The sequence below is a fragment of the Serratia fonticola genome, assembly GCF_001006005.1.
GTDB lineage: Bacteria > Pseudomonadota > Gammaproteobacteria > Enterobacterales > Enterobacteriaceae > Chania > Chania fonticola.
This window is the reverse complement of the sequence record NZ_CP011254.1, coordinates 5,080,803-5,103,993: the sequence shown is the minus strand read 5'-3', so window position 1 is coordinate 5,103,993 and position 23,191 is coordinate 5,080,803. Positions and strand designations below refer to the sequence as shown.

The following is a 23,191-nucleotide window of genomic DNA, read 5'->3' as shown; positions in this document are numbered from 1 at the left end:
TATGACCATCCATAGTCTTTCTTGCTTCTATAGACTTCGCATAAACAATCACAGTCTTTGTGTTGTGTTTGCAGTCTTTGTTTTTAGCCATTCTATGTTTTTGTTCAGTCTTTTTATTGACTATTGTCAATTTTAAATGACTTATCAAGTAGTGTTGTTTTGATGACTTTCAATCGAAGACTTAAGGTGTTTCAAGTGAGGTGGATCACGCTGGGATGGTGATTGCTAGCAGGTGTGGAGTGTATCCATGAGCAATGAATTTTGTGAAGGTCTGGCAGATTAGGTGTATTAGGGACGGAAGCAGTGCGAGATGAGAGAGGTAGGGTGGAGACTAGTAGGTTAAGTTGCGCCGGACCGTTTTCAAAACCTCGGGCAGCGCAACTGACTATGTTATGACTTACTGATAGTGAAAATCAAAGTCTGCGATGGTGCAGTCACCGGCCAGGCCGATCGCGGCTGATAATTTGGCATAGTAGCTATCAAGCCCAACGGCTTCAACCGCTTCAATCGCGGGTTTGATCCGCATGCAGTAGAGCTCAGGGTAACCCTTTTCAACCACCTTGTTGTTAGGGATCTGCTCGCCACACACCGCTTTATAGTAGGTTCTAACGGCCTGCTTGACGCTGGCTGGGGCCTGATTAACCGACACCTGCTCGCCAAGATCCATCAGTTTTTGCAGCGTGGGGAAGGTGTCTGTGGTTACGCATTCGCGTAGTCTGGCGAAGAAGTTAAGGAAATACTCCACCGAACCCAAGTCCGAAATCTTGGGTTTGGTTGATTTACCATTGCGGTTGCCTGCAGTTGATCTTGTACCTACTGAGGGTATCAGCTTGTCTAGATCAAGATTAAACAGATTGTCGGCAATCTCGCGCCGCTCTTTTAGCGGTATTTCCAGCATTTTGGCTATCAGTGCCTTAGCGGGGGCATCGAGCAGACCATGGTTGGTGAGCCATTGTGTGCGTGAATATTCTCTTTTGGTCCGCGCCCAATCTGGCGGGTTATCTGAGTGGAACAGCGTGGATTTACCTTTGCTGTCAAAGGCGATATAGGTGCCATCGGCAAACTGAAAACGGGTGTTTTTAAAGCTGCCGATAGTGGTGTTAATGACCAGTGCGTCTTTGACAAATTTGGCGACTTCAGGGGCCATGACAAAACTTGTCGAGCTATCACTGTTGATGACTTCCTTCAGTTTGCTGACGTCGGTCACCTTGGCTGGCAGTAAGGGGAATTCAAAAAATGCGTGTATCATTTATCTGATTGTCCTTTGATTAACCTTTGTCTAATCCAATACTTATTGGAGTTTATCACCTCTTTAGGCTGTCTGTTGCTACTAATTATGATAGCTAGCGCACAGATGGCTTGATTAACCGTTTTTTAGTCTAGGGAAAGGAAGGGAAGAAAAGCTGAAAGGTCAGTTACAAGGAGGCGGAAAGCGTTATCCAGGCATTAAAAAAGCCAGCCGATAGAGTAACCGGCTGGCCTATAACAGCGTGTCGAAATGACTAAATCAGTCTACACGCAGGATACGGTTGGTATTGGTAGTGCCCACGGTGCCCATAACGTCACCTTGGGTAACCAGCACCAGATCGCCAGACACCAGATAGCCTTTATCACGTAGACGGGCTATTGCATCATTAGCGGCGACTACGCCATCACTGTGGCTACCGAAGTAGACCGGGGTGACACCACGATACAGCGCTGTCAGGTTCAGCGTGTGTTCATGGCGTGACATAGCGAAGATCGGCAAACCGGAGCTGATACGTGACATCATTAGCGCGGTGCGGCCAGATTCGGTCATGGCGATGATGGCGGTAACCCCTTTAAGGTGGTTAGCGGCATACATGGTCGACATGGCGATGGCTTCTTCGATATTGTCGAACTGCACGTCCAGACGGTGCTTGGACACGTTGATGCTTGGGATTTTCTCTGCGCCCAGGCAAACACGCGCCATGGCGGCTACCGTTTCGGCAGGGTACTGGCCCGCAGCGGTTTCGGCAGACAGCATGACCGCATCGGTACCATCCAGCACGGCGTTCGCCACGTCCATCACTTCGGCGCGAGTCGGCATTGGGTTGGTGATCATCGATTCCATCATCTGCGTGGCGGTGATCACCGCACGGTTCAGCGTACGGGCGCGACGGATCAGTTTCTTCTGGATGCCCACCAGCTCCGGATCGCCGATTTCGACGCCCAGATCGCCACGGGCAACCATGACCACGTCGGAGGCCAGGATGATGTCATCCATCGCTTCGTCGCTGCATACGGCTTCGGCACGTTCTACTTTTGATACGATTTTGGCGTTGCAGCCTGCGTCACGTGCCAAGCGGCGAGCATAGTTCAGGTCTTCGCCGGTTCGCGGGAAGGAGACGGCCAGGTAGTCGACGCCAATTTTGGCGGCGATCAGGATATCGGCTTTGTCTTTCTCGGTCAGGGCTTCGGCAGAGAGGCCACCGCCCAGTTTGTTGATGCCTTTATTGTTCGACAGCGGGCCACCTACGGTGACTTCGGTGAACACTTTCATGCCCTGAACTTCCAGCACTTTCAGCTGTACGCGGCCATCGTCCAGCAGCAGTACATCGCCAGGAACCACGTCAGCAGGCAGGCCTTTATAGTCGATACCGACTTTTTCTTTATCGCCTTCACCCTTGGTCAGGTTGGCATCCAGCAGGAATTTATCGCCGATGTTAAGGAAAATCTTGCCTTCCTTAAAGGTGGAAACGCGGATTTTTGGCCCTTGAAGATCGCCCAGGATAGCGACATGACGCCCCAGCTTGGCCGCAATCTCACGCACTTTATCTGCCCGTGCCTGATGGTCTTCTGCATTGCCGTGGGAAAAGTTAAGCCGAACTACGTTCGCACCAGCAGCAATAATCTTTTCCAGATTATTGTCGCGGTCGGTAGCCGGACCCAGTGTGGTAACGATTTTGGTTCTTCTGAGCCGTCTGGTCATGTATTACTCCGTTGACTTGTGACGCAAGTATTGGTGTTGCTGAACGTCAGATAACGAAACCGGATGAGGGGGCCGACGCTTTTCGCCTACCCAATTTTCATCTGGGTTATCTGTATGAACGAGCTATCAGGGTACAACTATAATCCCGTGGGTCACTTGTGATCTGACCGGCGGTTTTTAAATCCGTTTTCAGTCGAAACTATTGGGGACGATCCCTTTATCAAAGCGCGATTCTTTCAACGCTTCCTTGACCCGCTTCAAGTTATCTCTGAATTTAGCCCCTCGACGCAAGGTAAATCCGGTAGCCAGTACGTCAATCAGGGTTAACTGTGCAATTCGGGACACCATGGGCATGTAAACATCGGTATCTTCCGGCACGTCCAGCAGTAGGGGGAGGGTCGCAGCCTGGGCCAGTGGTGTATCTTTCGAGGTGATGGCGATGACCGTGGCGTCATTCTCTCGTGCCAGATGCGCCATCTCGACCAGATTCTTGGTGCGCCCGGTATGGGAGATCAGCACTACGACATCCCCCTCGACAGAATTCATGCAGCTCATGCGTTGCATGACGATATCGTCAAAATAGACCACAGGAATATTGAAGCGGAAAAATTTGTTCATGGCATCGTGCGCTACGGCGGCAGAGGCCCCGAGCCCGAAGAACGAGATTTTTTTTGCCTGGGTAAGCAGATCAACCGCACGATTGATTGCGGTAATGTCGAGATTTGCCTTTACTGTATCCAGGTTGGCCATCACCGACTCAAAGATCTTACTGGTGTAAGCGGCAACGGTGTCGTTTTCTTCGACATTGCGGTTTACATAGGGTGTACCGTTGGCCAGGCTTTGTGCCAGATGCAGTTTGAAGTCGGGGAACCCTTTGGTTTCCAGGCGGCGGCAAAAGCGGTTAACGGTCGGCTCACTGACATCGGCCAGTTTGGCCAGCCGGGCGATGCTGGAGTGAATAGCGGTTTGTGGGGAGGCCAGGATCACCTCGGCGACTTTCCTTTCCGATTTGCTCAGGAGCTCCAGATGGCTCTGGATTTTTTCCAGCGTATTCATATAACGAGAGTCACTCATGGTTTATACCTGCCGGACACCGGCTGTCACTGGCGATCCATAGGGTATGTCGATTTCAATCAAAGGAGAAATCAATCCGGTTTAATGAAAATATACTACGTGCTGGTAAGCGTTGGCAGTGTCGACAAGGGATAAGCTGGCTTTTTTCACCAGAACATGACCTGTGTCTAACTTTCATAATGGTAAAAGAGTGTCAAAAAAGACAGAAAATTACAGTTTCCCCCGTTGCCAGCAGCGTTAGCGCCGCGCCAGGGATAACGCTGTAGTTTCTGGGGCTTTTTTTCTGCTTTTGATCCGGGTTTACTGGCTGTAGCGAAAGAGAGTACATTAGTAATGTAAGAAAATTACAAATATCCTGCATCGAGGAGATGAACATGGCGGTAACCTCTACAGCCCAGGCCTGTGACCTGGTTATTTTCGGCGCAAAAGGCGATCTGGCGCGTCGTAAACTGCTGCCTTCCCTGTACCAGTTAGAGAAAGCCGGTCACATCCACCCGGATACCCGTATCATCGGGGTAGGCCGTGCCGAGTGGGATAAAGAAGCTTATACCAAGGTGGTCAAGGAAGCCTTGGGCACCTTTATGAAAGAAAAGCTGGACGATGAGCTTTGGGCCACGCTGAGCGCACGCCTGGACTTCTGCAATCTGGACGTCAACGACAGCAAGCACTTCGCCGAGTTAGGCAAGATGCTGGACCAGAAACATCGTACCACCATCAACTATTTCGCCATGCCGCCAAGCACCTTTGGCGCCATCTGCAAGGGTCTGGGCGAGGCCAAGCTGAATAAAGATCCGGCGCGCGTGGTGATGGAAAAGCCACTTGGTACTGACCTGGCATCCTCACGGGTGATCAACGATCAGGTTGCTGAGTACTTTAACGAATCCCAGGTTTACCGCATCGACCACTATCTGGGCAAAGAGACGGTACTGAACCTGCTGGCACTGCGCTTTGCCAACTCCCTGTTTGCTTCCAACTGGGATAACCGCACCATCGATCACGTGCAGATCACCGTGGCGGAAGAAGTGGGTATTGAAGGGCGTTGGGGTTACTTCGATCAGGCCGGGCAGATGCGCGACATGATCCAGAACCACCTGTTGCAGATCCTGACCATGATCGCCATGTCACCTCCGGCGGATTTGACCACTGACCGTATCCGTGATGAGAAAGTGAAAGTGCTGCGCTCGCTGCGCCGTATCGATCAGACCAATGTCCGGGAAACCACCGTGCGCGGCCAGTACACCGCAGGCTTCGTGCAGGGTAAAAAAGTGCCGGGCTACCTGGAAGAGGAAGGGGCAAACAAGAGCAGCAACACCGAGACTTTTGTGTCCATCCGCGTCGATATCGACAACTGGCAATGGGCCGGGGTGCCGTTCTATCTGCGCACCGGTAAGCGTTTGCCGACCAAATGTTCAGAAGTGGTGGTGTACTTTAAAAACCCACCGCTGAACCTGTTCCGTGACTCCTATCAACAGCTGCCGCAGAACAAACTGACCATTCGCCTGCAGCCGGACGAAGGGATCGAAATCCAGGTACTGAACAAGGTGCCGGGTCTGGATCACAAGCATCGTTTGCAAACCACCAAGCTGGACCTGAGCTTCTCGGAAACCTTCAATCAGGAGCACGTGGCCGACGCCTATGAGCGCCTGCTGCTGGAAACCATGCGTGGCATCCAGGCGTTGTTCGTGCGCCGTGACGAAGTTGAGGAAGCCTGGAAGTGGGTTGACTCAATCATGGATGCCTGGAAAGCGGACAACGAAGCACCTAAGCCTTACCAGTCTGGGACTTGGGGGCCGGTGGCTTCCGTCGCGATGATCACACGCGATGGCCGTTCGTGGAACGAATTCGAATAAGCAGTATTAACCTGTTCCCTCACCCTAACCCTCTCCTAAAAGGAGAGGGAACCGATCGAGTTCGCCGCTACCCTGGTGTTTTTCTGGGGCCAGAGGTCGATTGAGACCGATTTATCATCGGAGCGGTAGAGGCTTATTGAGATCACCGTTTAGCTCCCTCTCCCTTTGAGAGAGGGCTGGGTGAGGGGCTGGTAACCAGTCAACAGAATTAGCCTAGGTGACCGGCGTCAGCCTGTCTGCTGGCTTTTAGCGGTGCGATCGGAATCTGCAGCGATGCGGAGCCCTGTGGCAGGGGCGTGCCATACACCAACCGAAAGTAATGGAGAGAATGACGATGAAAAACTGGAAAACCAGTGCAGAGCAGATCCTGACGGCAGGCCCCGTAGTTCCGGTGATTGTGATTAACAAACTGGAACACGCCGTGCCGTTGGCGAAAGCACTGGTTGCGGGTGGCGTGCGCGTGCTGGAAGTGACGCTGCGTACCGCCTGTGCGATGGACGCGATTCGTGCGATCGCCAAAGAAGTTCCTGATGCCATCATTGGTGCTGGCACGGTGATCAATCCACAACAGCTGCAGGAAGTGACCGAGGCTGGCGCTCAGTTTGCCATCAGCCCTGGCCTGACCGCCGATTTGCTGAAAGCCGCCACCGCAGGCAGCATTCCGTTGATCCCGGGTATCAGCACCGTTTCCGAGCTGATGTTGGGGATGGATTATGGCCTGCGCGAGTTTAAATTCTTCCCTGCGGAAGCCAACGGCGGCGTCAAGGCGCTGCAAGCCATTGCTGGGCCGTTCTCACAGGTGCGCTTCTGCCCAACCGGTGGCATCACGCCGAACAACTACCGTGACTATCTGGCACTGAAAAGCGTGCTGTGCATCGGCGGTTCCTGGTTAGTGCCTGCGGATGCGTTGGAAAGCGGCGACTATGCTCGTATCACCGAATTGGCGCGTGAAGCCGTCAAGGGTGCTACCGCCTAAACCCGCGTTCGCTCCTGCTGATGCCAATCCTCTGTGATTGGCATTTTTTTTGCCTGTAAATACCACAGCTTCACATTTTGCGGTGGTTGTTTTCCCTAACCCTGTATTAGGATGACTTTTGTTTAGATTGGTTGCCCGCTTGCCAATCACCCTCTTTTTCTTCTTTATAATCAATAATAACAACAGGTTAAAATGAAACGTAAAGATGCAGTTCGCCAGGAGCTGGAACGTCTTACCCTTACGCTTAGCCGGGAAACGCTTGAACAAAGCGCTGGCGGTTTCGCCGCGGAAACCATCGCTTTCAACCTGGGATTGGCACGTAACTCCGTCAGTAAAGATCTCAACGAGCTGCACGGTGAGCGGTTGGTCATCAAGATTAAATCCCGTCCCGTGCTGTTTTTGCACCGGGCAGTCTGCGAGCAGTTGATTGAGCAGTCGCTGCCAGATGACAGGCTGGAAGCCAAAGATTTGCTGGATCTATTACCCGCCAAATCCTTGCCGCAGCCAGCCAGTGATGACCCTTTTCATACGGTAATTGGTTATGACCGCAGTCTGCGGTTGTCAGTAGAGAAGGGCAAGGCGGCGGTGCTTTATCCCGGTGGATTGCATGTGTTGCTTACCGGGCCTTCCGGGGTGGGGAAAACCTTCTTTGCCGAGGTGATGCACCAATTCGCCACGGTGCAACAGCCACAGCGCCAAATCCCGTTAGTGTATTTCAACTGCGCCGAGTATGCCCATAACCCGGAGCTGCTTTCATCCCATCTGTTTGGTCACAAACAGGGCGCGTTTACCGGTGCGATTGAAAGCAAACGTGGTCTGATCGAACAGGCGGACGGCGGCTTTCTGTTGCTCGATGAAGTTCACCGCTTGCCCTACGAAGGGCAGGAGAAACTGTTTTCGATCCTCGATAAAGGTGAATATCGGCCACTGGGTTCAAGCGATAAAGCCCGACCCATCAGCGTACGGCTGATTTGCGCCACCACCGAAAGCCCAGACTCAACGCTGCTACGCACTTTCCTGCGACGTATTCAGGTGTCGATTGCCATACCGGCACTGCGGGAACGATCGCTGGAGGAACAGGTAGAAATCATTACCGGTTTCTTACAGCTCGAGAGCCGCAAAATTGGCCGTATTATCCGCCTGGATAAGGGATTACTGCTCTATCTGTTGGAGAAACCGCTGAGCGGCAACATCGGCCAACTCAAAAGCGATATCCAATTCCTCTGTGCCCAGGCTTGGGCCAGCGGGATGGGACACAGTAGCCCAAGGCTGTTGCTGGATAAGCGGCTGATGGATGTCCCGCACTCTGCCAGCGCAAGCAGCCGCCTGCTGGTGGATGCGCTATTTGGTCAGCAGGAGTATCTGGACATCAGTTCACAGCCGCTGGAGCAACTCAAGCAGCATCTGAGCGCCTTAAGCAGCGAGCAGGACAGCGATCTGTTTTATACCTATCTGACGCGCGAATACGTCAACCTGCGCAACAGCAACGTGCCGCCGCAGGAAACCCTGTCGATCCTGAAGAACAAGCTACGCACCATTTTTGAATATGGGCTGTACAGCCGCAACGGTGGGGAAAGTGAGGAACGCTATTATGGCGGCCAGGTTGAGCAACGCATCACCCTGTTGATCGGCTGTATCGAACAGGTGTTGGGATTCCCGCTGCCGCAGAATATGGCAGGCCATCTGCGTAAACACCTACTGGCGCTGCTTTCCTACGTGCAGAAAGGGCTGATCCCTAACCTGTACTCCTCCAGCCTGATCCTGGATTACTGTAAGGATGAGTACGATAACGCCAACCAGCTATGCCGCAAAATCAATGAAATCTTCCACATCCAATGCCCATCGACGGAAATCGTCTACCTGTGTCTGTTTTTGAAGGAGTGCCGTAGCTTCCGCCAGCGCAAGGAGGTTAATCCTGACTGCGGTGCCATGTTGATCGGCCATGGCACCACCACGGCCAGCAGCATGGCGCACTATGTCAATCGTGTGCTGGAATGTGAGCTGTTTACCGCCATCGATATGCCGTTTGAGCAGTCGGTGCATGACACATTGGAATTACTGATCGCCACACTGCGGGAAAAGCGCTATCAGCGCTTGATCCTGATTGTGGATATCGGCTCGTTGGTGCACTTTGCCAGCACCGTCAGCAAACTGTTCCACATCGATGTGCTGCTGATCCAGAACATCACCATGGGGGCGTTGCTGGAGATTGGGCTGGATTTGACCTATGAAACCAGTGATTTCGCCCCCTTGATGCAACTGATGGCCAGCAAAGGGATAGCCCATCAGCTTTACGACCAGCGTGAAGATGAGACCGGCAAGGTGTTGGCAATCTCCTGTATCACCGGGATGGGCACGGCGGTGAAGATCAAGAAAGTGCTGGAGGAAAGCTTCGGTGAGCTGATGGCGGAAGACACCCGTATGGTATTGGTGGATTACAACGAAGTGCGCAGCCTGGAGCGGTTGCGTCAGGCGATAGGCGGTAACGAGCGGCTGGTGGGGATCGTGGGCACCTTCCAGCCTGGCTTGCCGGATATTCCGTTTATCGCGTTGGAAGAGCTGTTCTCCGAACAGGGGCCGGAACTGGTGCTCAGCCTGTTGAACCCGGACCTTGGCAGCGCAGAACGGCAGTTGCAGGTGGAGCGCTGTTCAATGCGCTTTATCAGCGCGCTGACGCTGGAGAGCATCATCAACCATATTTCCGTACTCAATCCCCAACGTATCCTGCAAGAGATCCAAGCGGTGTTGCATCAGATTTGCCGCACGCTGGATCTGCAGCCCTCAAGGCAGGTGACACTTCGCTTCCTGATCCACTGCTGTTGCATGGTGGAGCGTATCGTTTTAAGCCACAAACCGTTACAGATTGCCCTGGATGCCCAGCAGGATATCGACCAACAGGCGTTTTCTGTCATCAAAGACGCGTTTTCGCCGATTGAACGTGCCTATTCTATCCGCCTGTCCGATGCGGAATATTTTTATATCTACGAGCTACTCTACCGCTAAACCCCTCCCTGGCGGGCCTTGAAGGCCCGCTCTCCACAGACCTCCTCCCGGCGTGCCACAAAGTTGGCACAGGCATTGCTATATCTCTAGGGAACGGAAATTTTCGATGACTTTCAATAGATTGCCAGGAGGCCATTTTGGCTGCATTACCACAGATTTTACTACTGACCCACGGCGGCTGGGGCCAACAACTGCGTGAAAGCGTCCGCATGGTGATTGGCGAAACCAGCGGGGTGTTCGATATCGCGCTGATGCCGGTCGACACGCTGGCGGAGTTCCATGAGCGTGTTGAACAACAGGTGAAAACCATGCCGGAGGGCTCATTGATCCTCACCGACTTTATCGGCGGCACCACCTCCAACGTGGCGGCACGCTTGAGCCGCGACTACGCCATTGGCGTGATTTCCGGCCTGAACGCCACCTTGCTGCTGGCCGCCATCGATTTACGCGAACAGGGCAATCTTCTCAACCATCTCGATGAGTTGGTTGAACTGGGGCGCAACAGCTGCCTCGACGTAGTTAAACAAATCAAATCAATAACATCAGGGGAATAATCATTATGGCCAATATCGTTTTATGTCGCATTGACAGCCGTTTGATCCACGGCCAGGTCGTTACCAAGTGGGTTGGGCAGTCGCAGGCTAACCGTATCGCGGTAGTGAGTGATGAGCTGGAAGCCGATCCGTTTATGAAAAGCATCTATCTGATGGCTGCTCCGCCGAATGTGAAAGTGGATTGCTATGGCAACCAGAGCTTTGCGGCGGCTTGGCGGGAGAATCAACTAGGGGAGGGCAACGTATTGGTTCTGTTCCCGAACCTGGTTACGGTGCAACAGGCGGTAGTCGACGGGTTTGACGTCAAAAATATCCAGGTAGGTGGCCTAGGCGGAGGGCCGAACCGTAAAGCGGTATTCCAGAACATCACGCTGGATGAGGCTGATGTGGCGATCCTGCGAGACCTACAGCAACGCGGTGTGACGGTGTTCTTCCAGACCATCCCGGAAGACAAGCCGCAGGCACTGGCAGATATTTTGAAGAAGTTCTGATATTCGGCATCTGATCGATTAGGAGCAATACCATGGATAACTTGACCGTTGCCATTTGTATGGGGCTGTATTACTGGTTTGCCCGCCTGCGCTTGGGCTACACCCTCTCGGGGATGTTGGTGCAACCCATCGCCATCGCGGTATTTGTCGGCTTCCTGCTGGGGGATATGAAGACGGCGATGATTATCGGCGCCGGGATGCAGTTGGTGTATCTGGGCGTCACCTCTACGCCGGGTGGGAACGTCCCTTCAGATCCGGCGCTGGCGGCCTGTATCGCGCTGCCGATCGCCGTGAAAGCGGGGATGGATCCTAACCTGGCGATCGCGTTGGCAATCCCGTTTGGGGTGATTGGCGTGTTCGTTGACCAGTTACGCCGTACCGTGAATGCCGTTTGGGTGCATATGGCCGATAAGCATGCGGAAGAGGCTAATATCAGCGGGATCATGCGCTGTGCCTTCCTGTATCCGGCACTGCTTGGCCTGGTGATCCGCTTCCCGGTGGTGTTTGCCGCCAACTATTTCGGCCAGGGCGTGGTCGAGAAATTCCTGGCGCTGATGCCACATTGGCTGACCCACTCGTTCGAAATCATGGGCGGCATCCTGCCTGCGCTGGGCTTTGCGATCACCATCATGGTTATCGGCAAGAAAAGCCTGCTGCCTTACTTCATTGCCGGGTTCTTCGCGGTGCTATACCTCAAGGTCGACATCATGGCGATGGCCATCTTCGGTACCTGCGCGGCATTCCTGGTTAAAAACATGGCCAAAGGTGAGGGAGCCTGATCATGAGCAGCGACATCATGCAACACGAACTGGTGGAAAGAGCACGGCAAACCAACGTGCTGACCAAGCGGGACATCACCAAGGCCTGGTTTATTTACTGGCTGGGAGCCGAAGTTTCCAACTCTTATGAACGTTTACAGAGCCTGATTTTCTGCGCCTCAATGACGCCGATTATTAAAAAGCTCTATCCGCAGAAAGAAGAGCAGGTTGAGGCGCTGAAACGCCACCTGAACTTCTTCAACAGCGAACAGACCTTCGGTGCGGTGATCCAGGGCGTTGCCATTGCCATGGAAGAGCAGAAGACCCGTGGCGAGCCAATTTCCGATTCGTCCATCACCGGGATCAAAACCGGCCTGATGGGACCGCTGGCCGGGATTGGTGACTCGGTGGTTTGGGCGGCAATCATGCCGCTGTTGATCGCCATCTTCATTCCCTTTGCGGCCAACGGCAGCGCCATGGGTGGCATCATGCCGGTGGTGTTGTATACCGTGATCACCATGGCGATCAGCTACGGTTTAGCCCACAAAGGGTACACGCTGGGACGGGAATCGATCATCGGTCTGCTGCAAGGGGGCAAGATAAAAGAGCTGATCTACGGGGCCAACGTGCTCGGGCTGATCATGATGGGGGCGTTGTCTGCCAGCTACGTCAAGATCACCTCACCGCTGAAAATCAGCGCGTTGGAAGGTTCCGAGGTGGTGGTGCAACAGATCCTGGACTCCATCGCCCCCGGCCTGTTGCCGCTGGCTGCGGTGTTCTCGATCTACTTCTATCTGGTCAAAAAAGGGCCGCGCTATACCACCATTCTGCTTTCGGTAGTGGTACTGAGCGTGGTGTGTTCCCTGTTGGGTATTCTGTAACGGAGCAGCGATGAATATTTATCAACGGCTCGGATTGAAACGGGTGATCAACGCCAGCGGCAAGATGACCATCCTTGGTGTTTCTTCGGTGCCGCATGAGGTGATGGCGGCTACGGCCGAGGCGGCGTCAGCCTTTGTGGAAATTGATGCGCTGGTGGATCGCGTTGGCGAGCTCATCTCTCAGCATACCGGTGCGCAAGACAGCTATGTGACCTCCTGCGCCTCCGCCGGGGTGGCTATTGCGGTCGCGGCAGCCATTACCCGTGGGGAGCCGGAACGGGTGGCTCAGATGCCGTGCAGTGAAGGTTTGGCGAATGAAATCGTCATGCTGCGTGGCCACAATATTGACTATGGTGCGCCGATCACCACCGCTATCCGGCTGGGTGGCGGTAAAGTGGTTGAGGTAGGGCAAAGCAATCTGGCGGCCCGCTGGCAATTAGCCAAGGCCATCACGGCGCAGACGGCGGCACTGTTTTACGTCAAGTCGCATCACTGCGTACAAAAGGGCATGGTTGCGCTGAGCGATTTTGTCGCCGTGGCCCGTGATGCCGGGCTGCCGCTGATTGTGGATGCGGCCGCAGAGGAAGATTTGCGGGCCTATGTGGCAGCCGGGGCCAACATGGTGGTGTATAGCGGGGCTAAAGCGCTGGACGCACCGACCTCCGGTTTTGTCACCGGCGATCGGCAATGGATCGCCTGCTGCAAGGCCCAGCATAACGGTATTGCGCGAGCGATGAAGATCGGTAAAGAGAACATGGTGGGGCTGGTGATGGCGCTGGATCATTATCAGCAACATCAGCCGGACTGGAGCCGCCAATTACCCGCGTTGCGCGATCTGGCACAGCAGATATCCGCGTTGCCTGGTCTACAGGCTGAAATCGAACAGGATGAGGCCGGGCGAGCGATTTATCGGGTGCGGGTAAGCGTGGACGCCTCCCGATTAGGATTAACCGCCTATCAGGTGGAAGAGCAACTGCGCACTGGCGAGGTGGCGATTTACACCCGCCATTACTGGCTGAATCAGGGCGTCTTCAGCTTCGATCCACGAGCGCTGCGCGACGACGATTTTGCGTTGATCGTGGCGCGGTTGACGGAAATTGTGCAACAGGCCAGGGGGCAACATGCAACAGCTTGATTTTTACCAGGGACGCGTGGCCATCAACGTGCTGGCCAAAGATATCCCCAATGCGTTACAGGTACACCATGCCGCCGAAGGGCATGCCGCAATTGGGGTGATCTCGGCGCAGTTCACCAACGTTGAGCAGGGCGTGGCCGAGGTGAAACGCTGGATGGAGCAAATCCCGGCAATTTCCGTTGGCTTGGGGGCGGGGTCGGCGGCACAGTTTTATAAGGCGGCAATGATTGCGGCAGCCACCGCACCCGCACACGTTAACCAGACCTTCACCGGCTGTGGTTTTGCCGCGGGTGCATTGGCAGCCCGAGGTATCAGCAATACCTGCATTAATGCCTTGATCTCGCCCACCGGAACGCCAGGGAAGGTGATCATTTCCACCGGAGTTCACAGTAGCCAGGGCGAGCCCGCCGTGGTGAGTTGTGACAGCGCGGTGCGTATGATCCTCGATCTGGGGGGGCATGCGGCCAAATTCTTCCCAATGGGGGGCTTGTCGTCGCTGGCAGAACTGCGCGCATTGGCGGAAAGTTGCGTACGCAATGGCATGACCATGATCGAACCCACCGGCGGGATCGATACGCGAAATTTCCTGCCAATACTGGAAACCTGCCTTGACGCCGGAGTCGCAAAGGTGATGCCGCACGTTTACAGTTCCATCATCGATCCACACAGCGGAGAGACCCGTGCCGAAGAGGTCGCGTTGCTGCTGGAAGGCATCAAACAGATCCTGCGCTAAGGCGCGTGGCGCCTGAATCTGCCGCACTTACCGGCTAGCGAAATTCTCACAAGGCTCAGGTGTAAATCCGAGCCTTTTTTTAATTTTTAAAAACATTAAGGCTCTTATTTATAACTCATTTTTTTTCGCTAAATGTGAAAACAGCGGTTTGCTTTCTGATTTTCGCTATGGTAAAACTAATGCAGTTGAAAATTTTACATTCATGAGGATATTGGGCAAATCGCACGGTGTGCGGCTGAAGATAGAGAATAATTATGATGAAACTTAATGGAACGCCTCTCAGAACATCTTGTTGCCAACTTTTCCTTTCTGCCATTCTTGCCAGTGAGCATCACTGGTGCAGCGAGCTATAGCGTCTTTCTCCCTTAACCGGTGCTGATGACTGGGTTCACTTCCCGTCGTTTGGCGTTGCCGGGCAAACTTCTTTAATACGTTTGGGTAGGTTTATCCCCAGAGATTTCTATATCTCAAGCGCCACCGTGCGCCTGTTTGATGAGATAGATTGGGATAAATACGCCTTAGCGTGCGTGATTCGCCGTTTGGGAGAAAAATTATGATTTATTGGATCTTTTTAGGCTTTGCCATTACCGCCGAAATTATCGGCACCCTGTCCATGAAATACGCTAGCGTCAGCGGCGGTATGACCGGACACATCGTCATGTACGTGATGATCACCCTGTCTTACATTATGCTGTCATTAGCGGTAAAACGCGTGGCCTTGGGCGTTGCTTACGCCCTATGGGAAGGGATCGGCATCCTGTTTATTACCCTGTTCAGCGTGATGCTGTTTGATGAGCCAATCTCTGCGCTGAAAGTGCTGGGCTTGGTAGCGTTGATTGCCGGGATCCTGCTGGTGAAATCCGGTACCCGCAAGCCACGAAAACAGGTCAGCCCGCGAGGTAACAACCATGCAACAGCTTGAGTTGTACCACATTGGGTTTCTGGCCTTGGCCATTGTACTGGAGATTGTGGCCAACATCTTTCTGAAGATGTCGAACGGTTTTAGCCGAGTTTGGCTGGGGCTGTTGTCTCTGGTGTCGGTATTAGGGGCGTTCAGCGCGCTGGCGCAGGCGGTGAAGGGGATCGATCTTTCAGTCGCTTATGCGTTGTGGGGCGGTTTCGGTATTGCTGCCACTATCGCTGCCGGTTGGATCCTGTTCGGTCAACGGCTCAATGCCAAAGGCTGGATGGGGCTGGCCCTGTTATTGACGGGTATGGTCATCATCAAACTGGCTTAACGGCCAAATAAAAACCGCAGGTTTCTACTCTTGGATTAAGGGTATGACCTGCGGTTTTTTGTTTTACAGTGCCGCGATGATCTTGATTTCAACTTTGTATTTAGGATTCATCAGACGTGCTTCTACGGTACAACGTACCGGCGCGCTGCCTGCAACAACCCAGGCATCCCAGGCGGCATTCATGGCGGCAAAATCATCGCCGTTGGCCAGGAAAATGGTGGCGTCTAAAATCCGGCTCTTGTCCGAACCCACTCGCTCCAACAGCACATCGATAGCGGCCAAGGTGTTGGCGGTTTGCGCCGTAGCGTCATCGTCCAGATTTTCCGGGACGCTGGTGTAATAAACGGTGTCATTGTGGATCACCGCTTCTGACCAGCGCTGTGCCGGATCAATACGTTCGATATTCATGCAATTATCTCCTTATCATCAACGTCATAAGCGTATCACAGCCGGGAACGGAAGTGTGTGCGGATAAAGTCGGTGGTAGCGGCGTGGCAGGCTTGGCATAATCACCGCTGAATGATACCGGCAGAGAGATAGCGTGGCAGACGATTTCGCACCAGAAGGCGCATTGGCGCAGGCAATTAAAGGGTTCAAACCCCGTGAACCGCAAAGATTGATGGCAGAGGCGGTAACGGAAGCCATCAATTTCAAACAGGAACTGGTCGTCGAGGCAGGAACCGGCACCGGTAAAACCTACGCCTATCTGGCACCGGCGCTGCGTTCAAAGCGCAAGGTAATTATTTCCACCGGCTCCAAGGCCTTGCAGGATCAGCTTTACGCCCGCGATCTGCCCACCGTGGCCAAGGCATTAAAATATAAAGGCAAGCTGGCGCTGCTGAAGGGGCGTTCCAACTATCTGTGCCTGGAACGTCTGGAGCAGCAATCCATGGCCGGTGGCGATCTGGCTGGCCAGACGCTGATCGATCTGGTGCGGCTGCGCAGCTGGTCAACCCTGACGGAAGAAGGGGATATCAGCTCCTGCAGCGATGTGGCGGAAGACAGCTTTGTCTGGCCATTGGTGACCAGCACCAACGATAACTGTCTGGGAAGCGATTGCCCGCTGTATAAAGAGTGCTTCGTGGTCAAGGCACGGCGCCGGGCAATGGATGCCGACGTGGTGGTGGTTAACCATCATCTGTTTCTGGCGGATATGGTGGTCAAGGAGGGCGGCTTTGCCGAACTGATCCCGGAAGCGGACGTGATGATCTTCGACGAAGCGCATCAGATCCCTGATATCGCCAGCCAATATTTCGGCAAGCAGCTCACCAGCCGCCAACTGATGGATCTGGCTAAAGACATCACCATTGCCTACCGTACCGAGGTGCGCGATAGCGCACAGTTGCAAAAGAGTGCCGATCGCCTCAGCCAGAGCACGCAGGATTTCCGTTTAGCGCTGGGGGAACCGGGTTTTCGCGGTAACCTTCGTGAGGTGCTAACTCAGCCTAACGTCCAGCGCGCCTTGCTGTTGCTCGATGATGCTTTGGAACTGTGTTACGACGTGGTCAAGCTTTCCCTGGGCCGTTCGGCGTTGCTGGATGCTGCCTTTGAACGTGCTACGCAGTTCCGCGCTCGCCTGAAACGGCTTAAAGAGGTCAACGAACCTGGCTTCAGCTATTGGTATGAATGCAACTCACGCAGTTTTGTGTTGGCGCTAACGCCATTGACGGTATCAGACCGCTTCCGCGAAATGCTGGATGAAAAACCGGGTAGCTGGATTTTCACCTCGGCAACGCTGTCGGTGAATGAGCAAATGGGTCACTTTACCGACCGCTTGGGGCTGAATAAGGCCAAAACTCTACTGCTACCCAGCCCGTTTGACTATGCCAATCAGGCGCTCCTATGCGTGCCACGTTTCCTGCCTTCGCCGAATCAACCCGGTGGGGCACGACAGCTGGCCCGAATGCTGCGGCCAATGATTGAGGCCAACCAGGGCCGCTGTTTCTTCCTCTGCACCTCGCATCAGATGATGCGTGAACTGGCCGAAGAGTTCCGCGCCACCTTGACGCTGCCGGTGCTGCTGCAAGGGGAAACCAGCAAGGGTCAACTGTTGGCGCAGTTTGTCGAAGCGGGCAATGCGTTACTGGTGGCAACCAGCAGCTTCTGGGAAGGGGTTGACGTGCGCGGTGATGCGCTCTCTTGCGTGATTATCGATAAGCTGCCGTTTACCTCGCCGGACGATCCGTTGCTGAAGGCGCGCATTGAAGATTGCCGTTTACGCGGTGGTGACCCGTTCAACGATGTGCAACTGCCTGATGCAGTGATTACGCTCAAGCAGGGCGTTGGCCGTCTGATCCGCGATACCGACGATCGGGGTGTGCTGGTGATTTGTGATAACCGCCTGGTGATGCGCCCTTACGGTGAAGTATTCCTTAACAGCTTGCCGCCAACGCCACGTACCCGCGATCTGGCACAGGCTATTGCCTTCCTCAAGGGTGAATAGGCGCGACTTCTGGGGTGTGCTACAATGCGCGCCCTGTATGAAACCACTGATATTTCCCGCCTGAGGTTTGGCATGTCCACGCGAATTTTAGCGATCGATACGGCGACGGAAGCATGTTCTGTCGCTATCTGGAATCAAGGCGAAGTTCACGCCCTGTTTGAGCTGTGCCCGCGCGAGCACACACAGCGCATTTTACCGCTGGTGCAGCAGGTGCTGGCCGAATCCGGATTATCCCTTTCACAACTCGATGCCTTGGCCTTTGGCCGTGGCCCAGGGAGCTTTACCGGCGTGCGTATCGGCATTGGTATTGCCCAAGGGCTGGCGCTCGGCGCCGAACTGCCGATGCTTGGGATCTCCACGCTGCAAACCATGGCGCAAGGTGCCTGGCGCATGACCGGCGCGCAGCGAGTGTTGGCAGCGATCGATGCCCGCATGGGTGAGGTCTATTGGGGCCAGTTTGAACGCCAGCTTGATGGCCAGTGGCTGGAAAGTGCAGGGGAAGCGGTGCTGTCTCCACAGCAGGCTCTGGAGCGTGCGCAACACTTGCAAGGTGATTGGGCCCATGTGGGGACCGGTTGGCAAACCTACCCAGATTTGGTTGCTGGTTCCTCACTGAACGTTACCGACGGGCAAATGCTGTTGCCACAGGCTGAGGATATGCTGCCTCTGGCACTACAGGCCTGGCAACAAGGCCTGGCGGTTAGCGTGGAAAATGCCGAGCCGACCTATTTGCGTAACGAAGTCACCTGGAAGAAGCTACCGGGACGCGAATAGTTTCCTATAGTTAATCTAAAGTTGCCGCCGATAGAAAACAGCTCCGCCTGCAACTTGCACTGATGAACGTTGTCGAAGTTACAGCTAATTCAGGAGATTGCGATGATCTTAACCCGTACTGTGAGTAAAAAGCTGTTAACGCTGGCAATCGCAAGCAGCGTATTGGCACTCTCTGGCTGTGTGACCATTCCTGATGCCATCCAAGGCACCAGCCCCACGCCGGTCGATCGACTGTCGGTGGTGCAAAACGCGCCGAAACAGTTTACCGGCGCGGAGGCACGCTTCGGCGGTACCGTGGTTGCGGTGGCTAATGAACGTGGGCGTACCATTCTGGAGATTGCGGCGGTGCCGCTGGATTCTGGCGCTCGCCCGATATTGGGGGAACCTTCGCAAGGCCGTTTGCTGGCTTCGGTTAACGGCTTCCTCGACCCGGTCGACTTCAGAGGGCAACTGGTCACCGTAGTTGGGCCGATCACCGGCCTACGGGACGGTAAGATTGGCATGACGCCTTACCGCTTTGTCACCATGGATGCGACCGGTTTCAAGCGTTGGCGCATCGCTCAGCAGATTGTGATGCCACCACAGCCGATGGGGCCGTGGGGCTGGCATAATGGCCCATGGGGCCCAGGTTGGGGCGGGGGTTATGGCTGGTATAATCCAGGTCCGGCGCAGGTGCAAACTTTCGTTACGGAGTAAGGACGCAGATCTGAGGCTTCGGCAAGTAGGATAGTTTTTATACTTTAGGGCGGCTTAATGGCCGCCTTAACTTTTTTTGTTGTGCGGTTGCGTCGGCAATTAGTGACGCACATCGCAACCTGAATATTGTTTAAAACCCAAACTGGTACGCTGAGTTAAAATATTGTTAAAGTTTGGCTGCAATTTTGGGGGCTGCGATGATAATTAGTAATGATTTCAGGAGTAATAGCTTGGAAAAGGTCTGGTTAAAACGTTACCCGGCGGATGTTCCGGCAGAAATCGATGCCGATCAATACTCATCCCTGATCGAAATGTTTGAGAATGCGGTTGCCCGTTACGCGGATCAACCCGCTTTTATCAACATGGGTGAGGTGATGACCTTCCGCAAGCTGGAAGAGCGCAGCCGAGCGTTTGCCGCCTACCTGCAAAACGAGTTGGGGCTGAAAAAAGGCGACCGTGTGGCGCTGATGATGCCCAACCTGTTGCAATACCCGATCGCCCTGTTCGGTATTTTACGGGCGGGGATGGTGGTGGTTAACGTCAACCCGCTGTATACCCCTCGCGAGTTGGAACATCAACTGAACGACAGCGGTGCCAGCGCGATTGTCATCGTTTCCAATTTTGCCCACACCTTGGAAAAGGTGGTGTTCAAAACCCAGGTTAAACACGTTATCCTGACCCGCATGGGCGACCAGCTCTCCACCGCCAAAGGCACGTTGGTCAACTTTGTGGTGAAGTACATCAAGCGACTGGTGCCCAAGTACGACCTGCCGGACGCCATCTCGTTTCGCAGCGCGTTGCAGCGTGGACGCCGCCTGCAATACGTGAAGCCAGATATTATCAATACCGATCTGGCGTTCCTGCAGTATACCGGTGGTACTACCGGCGTGGCGAAAGGCGCGATGCTGACCCACCGCAACATGCAGGCCAACCTGGTACAAGCCAAGGCGGCCTATGCTCCGTTGCTGCGTGATGGGCAAGAGCTGGTGGTCACCGCCTTGCCGCTGTATCACATCTTTGCGTTGACGGTGAACTGCCTACTGTTTATCGAGTTGGGTGGCCGTAGCCTGCTGATCACCAACCCACGTGATATTCCGGGCTTGGTGAAGGAGCTGGCAAAATACCCGTTCAGTGCCATGACCGGGGTAAATACCCTGTTTAATGCGCTATTGAACAATGAAGATTTCCAGAAGCTCGACTTCTCCACATTGCGGCTTTCGGTTGGCGGTGGGATGTCGGTACAGAGATCGGTGGCGGAAAAGTGGGAAAAGCTGACCGGCCATCATTTGCTGGAAGGTTACGGGCTGACGGAGTGCTCTCCGCTGGTCTCTGGCAACCCGCATGATTTGAATCACTACAGCGGCAGCATCGGCCTGCCGGTGCCGTCTACCGATATCCGGCTGGTGGATGATGACGGCAAAGAGGTGCCGGTCGGTCAACCCGGTGAACTTTGGGTGAAAGGGCCGCAAGTTATGTTAGGCTATTGGCAACGTCCTGAAGCGACGGACGAAGTGTTGCGCGATGGCTGGCTGGCGACTGGGGATGTGGTTACCGTGGATGAAGAGGGCTTTATCCGCATCGTTGACCGTAAGAAAGATATGATCCTGGTTTCTGGTTTTAACGTCTATCCGAACGAGATCGAAGAGGTTGTCAGCCAGCATCCGAAAGTGCTGGAATGTGCGGCCATCGGGGTACCCAGCGATGCTTCGGGTGAAGCGGTGAAGATTTGTGTGGTGAAGAAAGATCAGACACTCACCAAAGAAGAGTTGCTAACCCATTGCCGTCGGCACCTGACAGGGTATAAAGTGCCAAAAATTGTTGAGTTCCGTGACGAGTTGCCGAAGTCGAACGTCGGCAAGATCTTACGACGGGAACTGCGTGACGAACAGAAAAAGCCCAAGGCTGACGATGCCGCCTAGGCCAATCGTTGCTCCCCTTTTCAACAGCGCCGGTGAATAAGCCGGCGTTGTTGTGTTTGAATCCTAAAAATGACCAAGAGAATGATGTTTTGAATTATCAGTTGATCACTACCGACGCCGGATTGCAGCAGGTCTGCGAGCAGGCAAGAAACTACGCCCAGGTGGCGCTGGATACCGAGTTCGTTCGCACGCGTACCTATTATCCGCAGTTAGGCCTGATCCAGTTATATGATGGTGAACAACTTTCCCTGATCGATCCGCTCCCCATCAAGCAGTGGCAACCCTTTATCGACCTGCTGGCCGATACCGCCGTAGTGAAATTTCTGCACGCCGGTAGCGAAGATCTGGAGGTGTTTCTGAATGCCTTCAAGACGCTGCCGACACCGATGGTCGACACCCAAATCCTGGCGGCCTTCAGCGGCCATACGCTGTCCTGTGGCTTTGCCAAGTTGGTGACGGAGTATATGCAGGTCGATCTCGATAAGAGTGAATCGCGTACCGACTGGCTGGCGCGGCCATTGACCGAGCGCCAATGCGTTTATGCCGCGGCTGATGTGTTCTACCTGTTGCCGATGGCCAAGCAACTGGTGCAGGAGACCGAGGAGGCGGGTTGGACCGCTGCAGCCGATAACGAGTGCCGTTTGCTCTGCCAACGGCGCAGTGAAGCGCTGGCGCCGGAATTGGCCTATCGCGAAATCACCAATGCCTGGCAGTTACGTCCGCGCCAGTTGGCTTGCCTGCAAAAACTGGCCGAGTGGCGTTTACGTCTGGCGCGTGAACGCGATCTGGCGGTGAACTTTGTCGTGCGTGAAGAGAACCTATGGGCCGTGGCGCGCTATATGCCGGGTTCGCTGGGTGAACTGGAGGCGCTGGGGCTGAGTGGCCCGGAGATCCGCTATCATGGTAAAACCCTGGTGGCGCTGGTGGCGGAAGCGAATGCTCTCGAAGAATCAGCCTTGCCAGCACCGTTGAGTAACCTGGTCGATCATCCTGGCTATAAGAAAGTGTTCAAGGAGATTAAGGCTGCCATTACGTTGGTGAGTGAGCAGAGTGGCCTTAGCGTCGAACTGCTAGCTTCGCGGCGGCAGATTAACCAGTTGCTGAATTGGCACTGGAAATTGAAAGAGAGCGAGTCACAGCCTGAGTTAATCAGTGGTTGGCGTGGTGAGCTATTGGCCGCGCCGTTGCAGGCGATCCTACAGGATTATTAATCGTTAAGATCGGGCGGGGCAGTTTAAATCAAACTGTTCCGTTTTATCTCGCTAAAAATAAGGCGAAGAAAATATTAATCGCCAGCCTTCATCATAAAGAAAGTGGTGTCAAAAAGAACTGAGAGTAGTCTCAATAGCGCGGAGTTTTTATTTTTGCGCGCGCGTTTATAACTGGACGAATATACAGTTGCCCCCTGTATAAAAATATACAGGGGGCACTCATTGCATCGCAATCATTTAGGCGTTTCTTCCGATTCCGGTAGCGTCACGTTAAGTTCAAGTACCGAAATATCGTCCCCTTTCTGCTCGAATTGCACGTGCAGCATTTCGGGGTCGATCTGAATGTATTTACAAATTACCGCTAGAATATCGCGCTTTAAATCAGGCAGATAGTGGGGTTCGCTGTCCCCACGACGACGTTCTGCGACGATAATCTGCAGCCGTTCCTTGGCTACACTGGCTGTTGATTTTTTGCGGGACAGAAAGAAGTCTAACAGAGCCATGG

At 54.1% G+C, this 23,191-nt stretch carries 21 protein-coding genes; 16 read left to right on the top strand and 5 right to left on the bottom strand.

Annotated elements, in window-relative coordinates:
• Positions 1-397 precede the first annotated feature (397 nt).
• From WN53_RS22620 to WN53_RS22610, 3 genes are all read right to left on the bottom strand, one after another.
• Positions 398-1,249, bottom strand: coding sequence for a hypothetical protein (locus WN53_RS22620; RefSeq protein ID WP_024486463.1), 852 nt, complete (start codon positions 1,247-1,249; stop codon positions 398-400).
• Positions 1,250-1,507: 258 nt separating this feature from the next.
• Positions 1,508-2,950, bottom strand: coding sequence for a pyruvate kinase (gene pyk, locus WN53_RS22615; protein ID WP_024486464.1), 1,443 nt, complete (start codon positions 2,948-2,950; stop codon positions 1,508-1,510).
• Positions 2,951-3,139: 189 nt separating this feature from the next.
• Complete coding sequence (locus WN53_RS22610; RefSeq protein WP_024486465.1) at positions 3,140-4,006, bottom strand: MurR/RpiR family transcriptional regulator; 867 nt, start codon at positions 4,004-4,006, stop codon at positions 3,140-3,142.
• A 392-nt stretch (positions 4,007-4,398) separates the two neighbouring features.
• Between WN53_RS22610 and zwf the strand changes: the two genes are divergently transcribed.
• The 11 genes from zwf to mdtI all read left to right on the top strand — a co-directional run bounded on the left by zwf (position 4,399) and on the right by mdtI (position 15,643).
• A complete protein-coding gene (gene zwf, locus WN53_RS22605; RefSeq protein WP_024486466.1) occupies positions 4,399-5,874 on the top strand; it encodes a glucose-6-phosphate dehydrogenase in 1,476 nt (491 codons plus the stop codon).
• Positions 5,875-6,208: 334 nt separating this feature from the next.
• Positions 6,209-6,850: a bifunctional 4-hydroxy-2-oxoglutarate aldolase/2-dehydro-3-deoxy-phosphogluconate aldolase gene (locus WN53_RS22600; RefSeq protein WP_021181159.1), complete on the top strand. Its 642-nt coding sequence runs from the start codon at positions 6,209-6,211 to the stop codon at positions 6,848-6,850.
• A gap of 192 nt (positions 6,851-7,042) precedes the next feature.
• Positions 7,043-9,853 carry a transcriptional regulator DagR gene (gene dagR / locus WN53_RS22595; RefSeq protein WP_046808304.1) on the top strand — a complete coding sequence of 937 codons (2,811 nt, stop codon included), beginning with the start codon at positions 7,043-7,045 and terminating at the stop codon, positions 9,851-9,853.
• 137 nt (positions 9,854-9,990) lie between these two features.
• Entirely contained in the window at positions 9,991-10,407 is a 417-nt protein-coding gene (locus tag WN53_RS22590; protein ID WP_024486791.1) for a PTS sugar transporter subunit IIA, read from the top strand.
• Positions 10,408-10,412: 5 nt separating this feature from the next.
• Complete coding sequence (locus tag WN53_RS22585; protein WP_021806650.1) at positions 10,413-10,898, top strand: PTS sugar transporter subunit IIB; 486 nt, start codon at positions 10,413-10,415, stop codon at positions 10,896-10,898.
• 32 nt (positions 10,899-10,930) lie between these two features.
• Positions 10,931-11,677, top strand: a complete 747-nt coding sequence (locus tag WN53_RS22580; protein WP_021806649.1) for a PTS mannose/fructose/sorbose/N-acetylgalactosamine transporter subunit IIC — start codon at positions 10,931-10,933, stop codon at positions 11,675-11,677.
• Positions 11,677-12,537 carry a PTS system mannose/fructose/sorbose family transporter subunit IID gene (locus WN53_RS22575; RefSeq protein WP_161629439.1) on the top strand — a complete coding sequence of 287 codons (861 nt, stop codon included), beginning with the start codon at positions 11,677-11,679 and terminating at the stop codon, positions 12,535-12,537. Before WN53_RS22580 ends, WN53_RS22575 begins: the two co-directional genes overlap by 1 nt.
• A 10-nt stretch (positions 12,538-12,547) precedes the next feature.
• Complete coding sequence (dgaE, locus tag WN53_RS22570) at positions 12,548-13,672, top strand: D-glucosaminate-6-phosphate ammonia lyase (RefSeq protein ID WP_024486792.1); 1,125 nt, start codon at positions 12,548-12,550, stop codon at positions 13,670-13,672.
• Positions 13,659-14,405: a 2-dehydro-3-deoxy-phosphogluconate aldolase gene (dagF, locus tag WN53_RS22565; RefSeq protein WP_024486793.1), complete on the top strand. Its 747-nt coding sequence runs from the start codon at positions 13,659-13,661 to the stop codon at positions 14,403-14,405. Before dgaE ends, dagF begins: the two co-directional genes overlap by 14 nt.
• Before the next feature lie 553 nt (positions 14,406-14,958).
• Entirely contained in the window at positions 14,959-15,327 is a 369-nt protein-coding gene (mdtJ, locus tag WN53_RS22560; protein WP_021181165.1) for a multidrug/spermidine efflux SMR transporter subunit MdtJ, read from the top strand.
• Positions 15,314-15,643 carry a multidrug/spermidine efflux SMR transporter subunit MdtI gene (gene mdtI, locus WN53_RS22555; RefSeq protein WP_021181166.1) on the top strand — a complete coding sequence of 110 codons (330 nt, stop codon included), beginning with the start codon at positions 15,314-15,316 and terminating at the stop codon, positions 15,641-15,643. The genes mdtJ and mdtI overlap by 14 nt, the downstream gene beginning before the upstream one ends.
• Positions 15,644-15,706: 63 nt before the next feature.
• On the opposite strand, the gene WN53_RS22550 is transcribed toward mdtI, so the two are convergent.
• Positions 15,707-16,051: a RidA family protein gene (locus WN53_RS22550; protein WP_021181167.1), complete on the bottom strand. Its 345-nt coding sequence runs from the start codon at positions 16,049-16,051 to the stop codon at positions 15,707-15,709.
• Positions 16,052-16,184: 133 nt separating this feature from the next.
• Between WN53_RS22550 and yoaA the strand changes: the two genes are divergently transcribed.
• The 5 genes from yoaA (at position 16,185) to rnd (ending at position 22,686) form a co-directional block, all read left to right on the top strand.
• Positions 16,185-18,086: a DNA repair helicase YoaA gene (gene yoaA / locus WN53_RS22545; protein ID WP_021181168.1), complete on the top strand. Its 1,902-nt coding sequence runs from the start codon at positions 16,185-16,187 to the stop codon at positions 18,084-18,086.
• A 72-nt stretch (positions 18,087-18,158) separates the two neighbouring features.
• Positions 18,159-18,860 (top strand): tRNA (adenosine(37)-N6)-threonylcarbamoyltransferase complex dimerization subunit type 1 TsaB, encoded by a 702-nt coding sequence (tsaB, locus tag WN53_RS22540; protein WP_024487104.1) that lies wholly within the window; start codon positions 18,159-18,161, stop codon positions 18,858-18,860.
• A gap of 105 nt (positions 18,861-18,965) precedes the next feature.
• Positions 18,966-19,556, top strand: a complete 591-nt coding sequence (locus WN53_RS22535; protein ID WP_046808505.1) for a Slp family lipoprotein — start codon at positions 18,966-18,968, stop codon at positions 19,554-19,556.
• Positions 19,557-19,786: 230 nt separating this feature from the next.
• Positions 19,787-21,475 (top strand): long-chain-fatty-acid--CoA ligase FadD, encoded by a 1,689-nt coding sequence (fadD, locus tag WN53_RS22530; protein WP_046808303.1) that lies wholly within the window; start codon positions 19,787-19,789, stop codon positions 21,473-21,475.
• An 89-nt stretch (positions 21,476-21,564) separates the two neighbouring features.
• Entirely contained in the window at positions 21,565-22,686 is a 1,122-nt protein-coding gene (gene rnd, locus WN53_RS22525) for a ribonuclease D (protein ID WP_024486630.1), read from the top strand.
• 233 nt (positions 22,687-22,919) lie between these two features.
• Here rnd and minE read toward each other — a convergent pair whose 3' ends face one another.
• On the bottom strand, positions 22,920-23,189 hold the full coding sequence (gene minE / locus WN53_RS22520) for a cell division topological specificity factor MinE (RefSeq protein WP_021181173.1): 270 nt from the start codon (positions 23,187-23,189) through the stop codon (positions 22,920-22,922).
• Positions 23,190-23,191 lie beyond the last annotated feature (2 nt).